11 protein-coding genes are annotated in these 10,751 nt (G+C 68.8%); 2 read left to right on the forward strand and 9 right to left on the reverse strand.

Annotated features, from left to right (window positions below; translation table 11 throughout):
- Positions 1-65: 65 nt before the first annotated feature.
- From ON27_RS23620 to ON27_RS23640, 5 genes are all read right to left on the reverse strand, one after another.
- Positions 66-1,907 carry a putative bifunctional diguanylate cyclase/phosphodiesterase gene (locus ON27_RS23620; RefSeq protein ID WP_280411069.1) on the reverse strand — a complete coding sequence of 614 codons (1,842 nt, stop codon included), beginning with the start codon at positions 1,905-1,907 and terminating at the stop codon, positions 66-68.
- Positions 1,908-1,950: 43 nt separating this feature from the next.
- Positions 1,951-4,086, reverse strand: coding sequence for an Rv1355c family protein (locus tag ON27_RS23625; RefSeq protein ID WP_043731967.1), 2,136 nt, complete (start codon positions 4,084-4,086; stop codon positions 1,951-1,953).
- Positions 4,076-4,756, reverse strand: a complete 681-nt coding sequence (locus tag ON27_RS23630) for a hypothetical protein (protein ID WP_174377874.1) — start codon at positions 4,754-4,756, stop codon at positions 4,076-4,078. Before ON27_RS23630 ends, ON27_RS23625 begins: the two co-directional genes overlap by 11 nt.
- A 342-nt stretch (positions 4,757-5,098) precedes the next feature.
- On the reverse strand, positions 5,099-5,533 hold the full coding sequence (locus ON27_RS23635; RefSeq protein ID WP_043731971.1) for an effector binding domain-containing protein: 435 nt from the start codon (positions 5,531-5,533) through the stop codon (positions 5,099-5,101).
- Positions 5,530-5,973, reverse strand: a complete 444-nt coding sequence (locus ON27_RS23640; protein WP_043732001.1) for a GyrI-like domain-containing protein — start codon at positions 5,971-5,973, stop codon at positions 5,530-5,532. Before ON27_RS23640 ends, ON27_RS23635 begins: the two co-directional genes overlap by 4 nt.
- A gap of 375 nt (positions 5,974-6,348) precedes the next feature.
- On the opposite strand from ON27_RS23640, the gene ON27_RS23650 reads away from it, so the two are divergent.
- Positions 6,349-7,086, forward strand: coding sequence for a uracil-DNA glycosylase (locus tag ON27_RS23650; protein ID WP_043731977.1), 738 nt, complete (start codon positions 6,349-6,351; stop codon positions 7,084-7,086).
- 32 nt (positions 7,087-7,118) lie between these two features.
- Here the strand turns inward: ON27_RS23650 and ON27_RS23655 are convergent, their stop codons facing one another.
- From ON27_RS23655 to ON27_RS23665, 3 genes are all read right to left on the reverse strand, one after another.
- Positions 7,119-7,352 (reverse strand): metallothionein, encoded by a 234-nt coding sequence (locus ON27_RS23655; protein WP_043731980.1) that lies wholly within the window; start codon positions 7,350-7,352, stop codon positions 7,119-7,121.
- 88 nt (positions 7,353-7,440) lie between these two features.
- On the reverse strand, positions 7,441-7,626 hold the full coding sequence (locus ON27_RS23660; RefSeq protein WP_043731983.1) for a ferredoxin: 186 nt from the start codon (positions 7,624-7,626) through the stop codon (positions 7,441-7,443).
- A gap of 3 nt (positions 7,627-7,629) precedes the next feature.
- The gene (locus ON27_RS23665) at positions 7,630-9,093 is read right to left on the reverse strand and encodes a cytochrome P450 (protein WP_083887761.1); all 1,464 of its coding nucleotides are present in this window, start codon (positions 9,091-9,093) and stop codon (positions 7,630-7,632) included.
- 101 nt (positions 9,094-9,194) lie between these two features.
- Between ON27_RS23665 and ON27_RS23670 the strand changes: the two genes are divergently transcribed.
- The gene (locus ON27_RS23670) at positions 9,195-9,860 is read left to right on the forward strand and encodes a TetR/AcrR family transcriptional regulator (protein WP_043731985.1); all 666 of its coding nucleotides are present in this window, start codon (positions 9,195-9,197) and stop codon (positions 9,858-9,860) included.
- Here the strand turns inward: ON27_RS23670 and ON27_RS23675 are convergent.
- Entirely contained in the window at positions 9,844-10,470 is a 627-nt protein-coding gene (locus tag ON27_RS23675) for a TetR/AcrR family transcriptional regulator (protein ID WP_083887762.1), read from the reverse strand. The two genes, ON27_RS23670 and ON27_RS23675, sit on opposite strands and share 17 nt — an antisense overlap.
- Positions 10,471-10,751: the final 281 nt, after the last annotated feature.

Raw genomic sequence — 10,751 nt, forward strand, 5'->3', positions numbered from 1 at the left:
CCCGCGCCCAACGGTGCGTGAACAGCGGTGAAAGAACCGGGTAACCAGCGGCTGCGGCCATCTCCTCAGTGCGCGGGCAACCCGCGCCCGGCCCTGGGCAGATCGAGGTCGAGCGGAATCCGGCCCGCGGCGAGGTGCGCCTCGACCTGCTCGGCGGGCATCGGCTTCGCGATCAGGAAGCCCTGCGCGCGGTAGCACCCCAGGCCGACCAGCGTGCGCGCGGCGACCGCCGTCTCGACGCCCTCGCCGACCACGCCCAGCCCGAACGAGCCGGCCAGGCCGATGATGGATTTCACGATGGCCAGGTCGTCGGTGCTCGCGCCGAGCCGCTGCACGAACCCGCGATCGATCTTCACCGCGTCCACCGGCAGCGCCTTCAGATGCGACAGCGAGCTGTAGCCGGTGCCGAAGTCGTCGATGGCGATCTGCACGCCCATCCGCTTGAGCCCGCGCAGGGTGACCTGGGTCCTGGCCAGGTCCTGGACGACGACGTGCTCGGTGATCTCCAGGCACACCGAGCTGCCGTCGATGCCGAACAGGCGCAGGATGTCCTCGATGCGCTCCACGAAATCCAGGCTGACCAGCTGCACCGGCGACACGTTGATCCGCATCACGACGTTGCCGGCCAGACCGCGGCGGCGCCATTCGGCGAATTGCGCGCACGCCGAGCGGATCACCCAGCGCCCCAGCTCACCGGCCAGGTTGGTGGCCTCGGCGACGGTGACGAACGCGGCGGGCGGCAGCAGCCCCCTGGTCGGGTGCAACCAGCGGACCAGCGCCTCCAGCGCGACGATGCGGCCGGTGCGCAGATCCACCTCGGGCTGGAAGTGCAGCAGCAGCGAGCCGTCCGACACCGCGCCGCGCAGGTTCAGCTCCACGTCGTCCTGGAGTTCGAACTGGGCGCGCATTGTGTCGGTGAACACCGCCACGCCGTTGCCGCCGCCCGATTTCGCCGACAGCAAGGCGTGGTCCGCGCGGCGTAGCACATCGGCGACGGTGGTCTCACCGGGGAAGCCGAGCGCCACCCCCACGCTGGCGCCCCGGCTGACGGACTCGCCGCCGACGGTGACGCGCCGGGCGATCAACTGCTGGATGCGGTTGGCCTCGTACTCGGCGGCCACCGCGTCCATGGGCTTGGCCGGAACGATGACGAACTCGTCGCCGCCCAGGCGCGCGATCATGTCGTTCGGGTCCAAGTTCTCCCGCAACCGCGTCGACAAGGTGCGGATGAAGTTGTCCCCGGCGGTGTGCCCCAGGAAGTCGTTCAGGGCTTTCAAGCGGTCCAGGTCGAGGAAGAAGGCGGCCACGGGGCCGGGGCTGCCGGCACGTAATCGCTCCTCCATGTGCTCGAGCAGGGCGCGCCGATTCGCCAGGCCGGTCAGATCGTCGTGCAGCGCGATATATCGCAGCCGCTCCTCCGCGACCACCCGCGCCTGCAGTTGCGCGAACAGCGCCGCGATGGCTTTGAGCACGTTGAGTTCGCGGGTGCTCCACTCCCGATCGCCCGACTTGACGAACCCGAGCACGCCGGTCGGCTCGCCCCGCGACAGCAGCGGCACCGCCGCCGAGGTCACTCCGGCGATGCCGGACCCGCGGCGCACGGTCTCCTGGTAATCGGCGAATTCCGGCGTCGGGCGCGCCACCATCGGCTCGGTGGCGTTCTCCAGGGCGCGGAACACCGGGTCGGCGCCGTCGAAGTAGATCACGCCCAGCGGGTCCGGATCGGGCACGTTCTGCCGGTGCGGCCACTCGGCGATGAGCACCGTCGCCCGGCGTTCGCGGTCGGTGTGCCGCACATAGCTGAAGTCGACGTCGAAGTACTCGACCAAGTGAGCGAGGACGCGCTCGGTGGCGGCGACCATGGTCGTGGCGTCCACACCCATGAGCTCAGAGGCGACCTGGGTCACCAACGAGTCGAGTGTCCGCCGTGGCACATTGTCTCCGATCGCGCTAACTACTGGTGTCCACACCGAGCACCGGACGCCGCCTGCTGCGTACGGTGGCGGCGGAGGCGTAGCTCAGGCGAAGCACCAACGCCATGGTCTCATGCTCAGGCACTTCCAGCAGGTCCAGGAAACGGCCCTGAAGTGACGCTAGTGTATCCGCGAAGTCGGGAGAAATCGCAGCAAGTTCCGCCTGGCGTCGGGCGTAGAGGTATACCGGCGAAATCGGTTGCACACTCAATCCGAGGCGCTCGGCCCGCACCCAAACCCGCGCGACGGCCGCTCCCGCCGCCGCGTAGTCGGTCAATCTCGGGTCGGTCGCTTCGAAGGTCACCGCGAGAATCGCGGAGCTGGACCGCACCCGGTCGGCGGTGTATTTCCCCAGCGCCGAGCCGCCAGACCAGGATCGCAACTGCGCCATGACGTCGGCGCGGGTGGTGATCTGGAATGCCGCCCACTCGTCGTCGGTCAATTCCAAGCTACGGGCATCGATCCCGGTGTCCGGGTCGTCGTCCGGCCACCGGACTTCGGCGAGCATTTCCTCGTATAACCGGGGCGTGAGATAGCGAATTCGGTCGGAATCCCCCAGCAAACGTGCTGCTACATCAATGCCCTGCCGATCCACCACCGCGCGCGCATGCGCGCCCGCCGCCTCGGCGACCGCTTCGAGCGCAGCGAGCACGCCGTCGGCCAGCGCGGCCCCGGTGCCGACCCTGCGGTTGGTCTCGCGGCGCAGGACAGCGGGATAGTCGGCGGCCAGCTCGGCACTGCGGCCGTCGCCCAGCCGCAGGCGGGCGAGGAGGCGACCGGAGCCGGGCGCGCCCTCGACGAACTCGTGCGGGCCCAGAATCCCGTGCGCGGCCGCCGCCACCCGCGCGTTGTACACAGCGGCCCCGAGCGCCACAGCGCTGCCGCGGTAGCCGATGTCCATCGCCGTGCTGTGCTCGCGCGCCAGCTCGATCGAAATCTCGTCGTCCCCGGCTCGCAGCGACCACGGCTGCATGTTTCCCCCGGACGGCGCCCGCTGCGCGCAGGCCAGAACGCTTTCCACCGGCCCGGCTGCGGGCTCGGGCGGAGCCTGCCCCCACACCGGCTCGTCGTTCGGCGGTGGGTCGGCCAGTTCGTCGAGGTGCCGTTCCACATCGATGCGGACGCGACCCGAATCCAGTTTCGTTCCCAATCCGATACGGCGGACGGCGGCAGCCACACCGGCGGCTCCGAGCGTGACGTCACCGGCCAGCTGCGGCCAGCTCGTCACCGTCTCGCCCACTTCGACCAGGCTCGCGCCCAGCCGCGGCGACAGCCCCGCCGCGCCGAGCAACCGCACCACGAACGGCGCCTTCTGCCGCGCGGTCAGCCCGCGCAGATCCGCCGCCCGGACATCGCCGAGCAACCCGTGGAACGCCGGGCGCTCGGGTTCGAGATCGAAACGCTCGACGTCCAGCAAACCGCGGTCGCTGGTCTCCATGAGCAACGGAATACGGTGCCGCGCCGCCGCCTCCCTGACCACCAGCTTCATATCGAGCGAATCACATTCCTCGACGACGATCGCGAGACCGTCCAAGAACTCGTCCACCGAATTCTCGTCGATACCGGCTTCGAAGACCTGCACCGGCAGATAGGGATCCAACTCGGCAATACGGCGTGCGGTTACCACCGCTTTGTTGACGCCGATGTCGAACAGCGTTCCCGGCACGCGATTGAGATTGGACAACTCGATTTCGTCGAGATCGGCCAAGCGCAATCCTCCGCAAACTCCCTCCAGTGCGAGCAGATGCGCGATCGTATGCCCGGCGCTCTGCCCGATGATCCCGATGGTGCGTTCGGCGAGACGGTCCTGTTCGGCCCCGGTCAGTTTGTTCCTATTGCGATCCAGTCGAATCGACCGGTAAGTCCGCGGGCCCGGCAATCCGATCACCGCGGCACGCCACGGATAGTAGATCCAGCGGTCGGCTTCGGGCCCCTCGTGAATTTCCGGCGGCGCGACCATTTTGCCGCGCTCGGCGCGTAACGATGCGCGCAGATCCAGGAATTCTATGTGCGGGTCCGCCCGCAAGGCGGCGAGTATCCGCGCGTCTTCCGGATCCGCCGGGTCCAGGATCAGCGGCCGGTGGTCCGCCACTCGGGGCCGGTCATCGCCCATGTCCGCGCCGGCCCTCCGTCCCCCGGCCGACCCCGTGTCGTGCGCCGGGCGCGGCTGCGGCGGGCAGGCCGAGCGCGTCCTGCTCGATCCGTGTGAGAGACCGCTGCGAGTCCTCGGCGAACGCGGCGTAACCGCGCGTGTCCCACCACAGCGGAACGGTCCGATAGCGCTGGTCCGGATAGGGGACCGCGGGAATGCGCTCGGCGGGCACCGCGCCGCACGCCTCGTGCCTGGCCACGGTGAAGGAGGCCACCGTCGCGAAGCCGTAGCGGGCGTCGAGCAGCCGCGCCGCGTGCAGCACGGTGCGCGAGACAGCGGCGCCGAGTTCGGCTCGCTTGGCCGCGTCCCTGGCGACCCACGCGCCCTTGGCTTCGATCACGCCCTGCGGTAGCCGGTCGGCGATCATCCGGCGCAAGGCGCTCGCGCCCGGGTGACCGGCCCATTCGACCAGCGCGTGCGCCTGTCGCGCGTCGGTGTACGGCCCCTGCATCCGCACGCCGGCGACCATGTCGCCGTCGGTGTCGAGTGCGGTGAAGAACAGTGACGTCGATCCACCGTCGGCGACCGTGCCGTATTCGAGTGCGTGTTCGACTCCGAAACGCCGGTAAACATCCAGCGCCCCGTCCAGATACCGGCGCCAAAGCTCCGGCTGAACGTTCGGTTCGGACACAAAGAACGCACATTCGGATTGCGCGTCGTAATACCGCAGGACTCCCCGCCCATGGGAGTTCCTCGGCACGACTGCAATCAGATCCACAGTCATGTTGTTCCTACTCCATCGCCGCGCTGTCATGCGCGTTTGGTCCAGCCCGATGCAGCCTCCCGCGGCCCTGCGCCGAGATGAAGTTGCCCAGGGCAGTATCCGTCATAGGACAGGAATTGACCAGCCGTCCGGCTAATCTCCCGAAAACTGCGCGGTACACGTGATATCTACGCAGGTCAACCGACGTGCGATCAATATCGCAATTAACATGGAGACCAGTTGGTTCGACAATAGTTACTGTTCAGCAAGCTATACGAGGATGGAAATGAACAACTCGACCGACTCCGGGCCGTGCCAGATCTCGATCTCTTCACGATAAGCGCGGGTGATCTCGGCCGACGCCGTGGCGTCGTCCACTTGCGCCCAGACGTCCTCCACCGGATCGTGATAGTCGCCGTTGGGCGCGAAACGCGCGTAGACACCTTTCGGCACCCGCACCAGGATGTCGCCCACCGGCACCGCGTCCGGCGCCGGGTACTCGAAGCAGACCACCGCGTTGTAGTTCCCGGCCGGATCCGGCACGTACACCGTGTACATCGGGCGATCCTCGCCCGCCCGGTCGCGCAACCGGTCCTTCAGGAACTCGATCAGGTCGCTGTTGCTGACCTTGAAGCTCGGGCGCACGCGCGGGACCACCAGCCCGCCGTACACCGCCTCGGCACGCACTACGATCGCATAGCTCATCGCGCGTCGACCGCCAGGTAGAGATCGATCTTGTAGGCGTGTGGATAACACTCGAAATCGCCGGTATAGGTCCGCTTGATCTGGTTGTGTTCCTCGGCATAGGCGATCTGCGTCCACAAGTCGGTCATCACCTGCGGGAAGTTACCCACCGAGGAGAACCGGGCATAGGCGCCGCGCGGCAGGCGAGCGACCAGGTGACCGCGGGTGACGTCCTCGAAGGACGCGCACTGGTAGCCGACGATCTGGGTGTTGTAGGTGCCGAGTTCACCGGTGTAGTCGGTGTAGGCGCTGGCCAGCGGCCCGCCGAGTTCCTGGTGCAGCACCGCGGCCCAGGCGGCCTCCAGATCACGGTCCCGCAGTTCCCCGAGCGCGCGTTTGGGGCTGCGTACCGGCAGCCCGGCAACCCACGTCTCGTCCCGCTCGACGATCTCAAACTGCATGAAAAGACTCTTTCGAAGGAAGCCGGAGGTGCACCACCGCGTCCGGTCGGTCGGAATCGCCATGCTACCAACCCGGACCGGGTGGTACCGATCACAGATCGGCCCCGATCGCCGCACGATCACCCCGCTGAACTGGACGGATGTCCGAAGCGGTACGGTCCGGACGAGGCCGGTCGGCGAACAGTGGCGCCGCCCGGAAGCGCCGAGGCACGGTGGGCTGGAACGTCCGGTTCGCCCATCCTCTGGCAGCACCGAACGGAGTTCTGATGACCGTGACGCCGATCTTCGGCCGACATCGCGACGCCGCCGGGCAACGCTCGTCCGAGCGTCACGGCGGCAGTGCGCACGCCGCCGCCCCGGACGGCCGGTACTGACATGTGCCGGACCATCGCCGAACTCGACGCCGCGGTCGCCGACTGCTTCGCCTGCCCGCGCCTGGTGGCCTGGCGGGAGCTGGTCGCCGCGCAGAAGCGCGCCGCGTTCCGAGACCAGACCTACTGGGGCAGGCCCGTCCCGGGATTCGGTCCGCCGGACGCGCGGATGCTGCTCGTCGGACTCGCGCCCGCCGCGCACGGCGGCAATCGCACCGGTCGTATGTTCACCGGCGATCGCAGCGGCGACGTGCTCTACGCGGCCCTGCACGCGGTGGGCCTCGCCAATCAGCCCACCGCGGTCAGCCGCGACGACGGCCTGCGCCTGGAGGGCGTGCGGATCACCGCCCCGGTGCACTGCGCGCCGCCGGACAACAAGCCCACGCCGGAGGAACGCGACCGTTGCGGGCACTGGCTGGACACCGAATTGCGCCTGCTGGCACCCACGGTGCGCTCGGTGGTCGTGCTCGGCGGATTCGGCTGGCAGGCCCTGCTGCCGGTGCTCACCCGCGCGGGCTGGGTCGTACCGCGTCCGCGACCGAAGTTCGGCCACGGCGCGCACGTGGAACTGGCCGCCACGGACGCGGGCAGGCGCCCGCTGCACCTGTTCGGCTGCTATCACGTCAGCCAGCAGAACACCTTCACCGGTCGGCTCACACCGGTCATGCTGGAGGCGGTACTGGCCGACGCGGCGGCGGCCGCCGGGCTGGAGGCGCGGCGCGGTCACGCACCGCAGGGGTGACCGGTCGCGCACCGGCGCTTCGATCCGGCGGCTCAGACGTGGTCGATCAGAGCGGGATGGCCTGCCTCGTGGGCGCAGTGCGCGCAGCAGAAGTAGTCGCCGCTCGCCTCGACGCCGTGGCCGAGGATGCGGCAGGAACAGTGCGTGCACGTCGGGGCCATGGCGTTGATCGCGCATTCGAAGCTGTCGAAGGTGGCGGACTCGCCGTCACGGGTGATGGTGAACGTCTTGTCGTACTCGTTTCCGCACGTGTCGCAGGTGGCCATGGGGTTTCACCGGTCCTCTCGCGTCGATGGGCAGAGCATCGCAGTTCGCGGTACCCAGCGCGGGGGACGCAAAACGGACCCGGCGACCTCAGACCAGGCGCAACGCCCCGACCGGGCAGCTGTCGACGACGAGTTCGAGCAATTCCCGCTCGGACGCGGCGACGGTGCCGGGCGGCACGACGATCCCTTCGTCATCGACGCGGAACAGATCAGGCGCGAGTGCTTCGCACATGCCGTGCCCGGCGCAGAGGGTGCGGTCGGCGATGATGCGCATCGGTCAGATCCGTTCCAGTCGGATGGGCAGGCCATCGGCGGGCACCGGGCCGGTGCCGGCGACCAGCGGCATCCGATAGCCGTCCGGCACGCTCCAGCGATACCGCAGCAGCATCTGGTGCACAACGGCTTTCACCGTCATGCCGCCGAAGTACAAGCCGATGCACTTGTGCGCGCCGCCGCCGAACGGCGCCCACGCGAAGCGGTGCGATTTGTCCTCCCTGCGGTGCTCGGCGAAACGTTCCGGATCGAAGACGTCGGCATCGTGCCAGTACGCCTCGTTGCGCATGAGGCCGTAGGTGCCGCACATGATCAGCGTCCCCTTCGGCAGGTAGTACCCGAGGATGTCGGTGTCGGCGATGGTTTCGCGAACCTGCTGCGCCACCGGCGAATAGACCCGCAGCGCCTCCTTGAACGCGAGATCGAGCGACGGCAGGCGGTCGAGATCGTCGTAGTCCAGGGCGGGCTTGCCCAGCGCGACGGATTCCGCGCGCAGCCGCTCCTGCCATTCCGGATGCCTGCCGAGTTCGTAGACGAGCATGGACGCGGCGATGGTGCTGGTGTCGTGGGCGGCCATCATCACGAAGATCATGTGCTCGACCACCTCGGCGTCGGTGAAGGTCTCGCCGTCGGCGGTGCTCATCCGGCACAGCACGCTGAACAGGTCGTCGCCGCCGCTCGCGCGCTTGGCGGGCAACTCACGGCGGAAATGCTCTTCGAGCACCCGGCGCCCGCGCACGCCACGGGCCCACACTCCGCCCGGCACGTTCGCCCGGATCATCGCGGCCCCGCCGCGCACCGCGTCCTCGAAGGCGCGCTCCAGCCGTGCGGCGTCCGCGCTGAGTTCCGCGCCCGCGAAGACTTCGGTGGCCTGCTGCAGCAGCAGCTCCTTGATCGCGCGATAGACGCGGAAGTCCTCGCTCGGCTCCCAGCGCGCGAGGCCACGGGTGATTCGCGGCGTGGTCAGGCCCAGGTAGCCGATCAATCGCGGCCTGGTGAAGGCCTGCTGCATGATGCGCCGGTGGAACAGGTGCTCGTCGAAATCCCGCAGCAGCAACCCGCCGCGGAAGAACGGGCCGATCAGCCACTCCCAGCCACGTTGCGCCGACAGCACCTTGTCCCGGTCCAGCATCACCGCCTCGTACCCCTCCGGGCTGCCGAAGGTGACCATCCGCCGGCCGAGCATGCCCATCCACTGCACCGGGCCCAAGCGATCGAATCGCATCCGCGCGAACCCGATCGGGTCGGCCAGCGCGTGCAGTGTGTAACCGATCCCCGGCAGCCCGAAATCGCCGAGCACCGGTTTCAGGCCACTGCCGGGCGGCGGATCGGCCAGCGGACGCACCCGCACCGGATAGGAGGCGACCAGCCGCGCAGCCGCCCGCTGCGCGTGCCACGCCCAGGTGGCCCGCGCTTGCCGGACCGTGCCGGAGACATCGTCGATCGACTGGGGCACAAGCAGACTCATAGCAGTCTTCCCTTCGCGACACTGCGATGGTCCGACGATATAGGAAACATGCGTTTCCGTAAACGTTTGTTTCCCAATTGCGGCTGTGCCAAGCTGGCGGAGTGACCCGTACCGTCAGCGGCACCTACCGCGGAGCCTCCACGGCCGAGCGCCGCGAGGATCGGCGCAGGAGACTGCTCGACGCGGCCCTCGACATCATCGGCACCCAGGGGTTGTCTGCGCTGACCGTGCGCGGCGTGTGCGAACAGGCCAAAGTCGGGCCGCGATTCTTCTACGAGGCGTTCCCCGATCTCGACGCGCTCGCCGCCGGCGTGCTGGTCGTGATCCAGCAGGCGGCGCTCGACCGCGCGAAGACCGCTATCGCCGAGACCACGGGCACACCCGGCGACCGCATCCGCGCGGGGGTCGCGGCCCTCATCGTGGAGCTCACCGACGACCCGCGCCGGGCGAAGGTGGCGTTCGCCCAGACCTACGGCAACGAGGCGCTGATGCGCAGCCGGTTCGCCGGCATGCGCCAGGTGGCCGACGCCATCATCGAGCAGACCCGGCTGGTGCTCGAACTGCCCGAAGGACAGGACACCGCGATCGCGGCGACCTCCCAGCTGATCACCGGCGGCGCGGCCGAACTGGTGCTGGTCTGGCTGGACGGCGGACTCGACGTCGACCGGGACGGGCTGATCGCGCTGCTCGCGGATTACACCGTGGCGATGATCGATCGGCTGCCCGCGGTCGCCGGACGGCTGTCCGGCCTCACACCAGATTCGTGATCAGCGCCGAAAGCAGCGGCTCGCGCAGTCCGGGCAGCGCGTCGAAGTCCCCCGCGACGACGCGATTGGTCGCCAGCGACACCACCGCGCCGATCACCGCCTCGCCGATCAGCCGCTGATGCGGCCGGGTCGCTCCCAGCGCCGCCGCGAATCCGTCGACCAGGGCGGCCTGGGTCGCCAGCCGCCGTTCCAGCACCGGCCTTCCCGCCGCGTACACCTCCACCAGGAAGACCTTCGCGACTTGCGGCTCCTGCGCCAAAGTGGCGAAGTACGCGGCGAGCGCGCGATCTATCCGCTCGAGCGCGGTGCCGTCGCCGGCGAGCGCGTCGCCGATGCGGGTCATCACGATCTCCACGGCCATGTCGTAGGCGGCGAGGAAGCACGCCTCCTTGTTCGCGAAATGCTGGTAGAAGGTCATCCGCGACACCTCGGCCCGCTTCAGCACGTCCGCCACCGTCGCCGCCGCGTAACCCTTGTCCGCGGCCGCCTCGATCATCGCCACCAGCATCCGGCCCCGCTGCGTGGCGACCACATCCTCCGGCGCTAGGCCGTGGTTTCCGCCGTGCAGTTTCCCGCCCGCCCGCGCTTTCAGCAACGATCCTCGCTCCACGTACCGATGCTAAGCATCCGCGCACGGGGCCGGGTGTCTTCCGCGATGCGCGGGAATCACAGCCGGAAACGATGCCCGACGAGGCACAATGGCCGTCCGAGAATGCTTCGAATCAGAAGGAGCGTGATCGACGATGACAGGCAAGCGACCGGCCGGACGAAGCGCCCTGCTGGCGGCGTTGTGCACCGGCGCCTTCACGGCGGCGGCTCCGGCGGCAGCCGATCAACCAGCGTTCGTGAGCATCGGCGTCATCCGCACCTTCGGCGACACCTGCTACGGCC

Source organism: Nocardia asiatica NBRC 100129 (assembly GCF_000308415.1).
Classification (GTDB): Bacteria; Actinomycetota; Actinomycetes; order Mycobacteriales; family Mycobacteriaceae; genus Nocardia; species Nocardia asiatica.

What these genes read in the sequence shown, in the direction of transcription:
- ON27_RS23625 (WP_043731967.1), bottom strand. Translation starts at nt 4,086, where the DNA reads ATGGGCGATGACCGGCCCCGAGTGGCGGACCACCGGCCGCTGATCCTG.
- ON27_RS23635 (WP_043731971.1), bottom strand. Translation starts at nt 5,533, where the DNA reads ATGAGCTATGCGATCGTAGTGCGTGCCGAGGCGGTGTACGGCGGGCTG.
- ON27_RS23640 (WP_043732001.1), bottom strand. Translation starts at nt 5,973, where the DNA reads ATGCAGTTTGAGATCGTCGAGCGGGACGAGACGTGGGTTGCCGGGCTG.
- ON27_RS23650 (WP_043731977.1), top strand. Translation starts at nt 6,349, where the DNA reads ATGTGCCGGACCATCGCCGAACTCGACGCCGCGGTCGCCGACTGCTTC.
- ON27_RS23655 (WP_043731980.1), bottom strand. Translation starts at nt 7,352, where the DNA reads ATGGCCACCTGCGACACGTGCGGAAACGAGTACGACAAGACGTTCACC.
- ON27_RS23660 (WP_043731983.1), bottom strand. Translation starts at nt 7,626, where the DNA reads ATGCGCATCATCGCCGACCGCACCCTCTGCGCCGGGCACGGCATGTGC.
- ON27_RS23665 (WP_083887761.1), bottom strand. Translation starts at nt 9,093, where the DNA reads ATGAGTCTGCTTGTGCCCCAGTCGATCGACGATGTCTCCGGCACGGTC.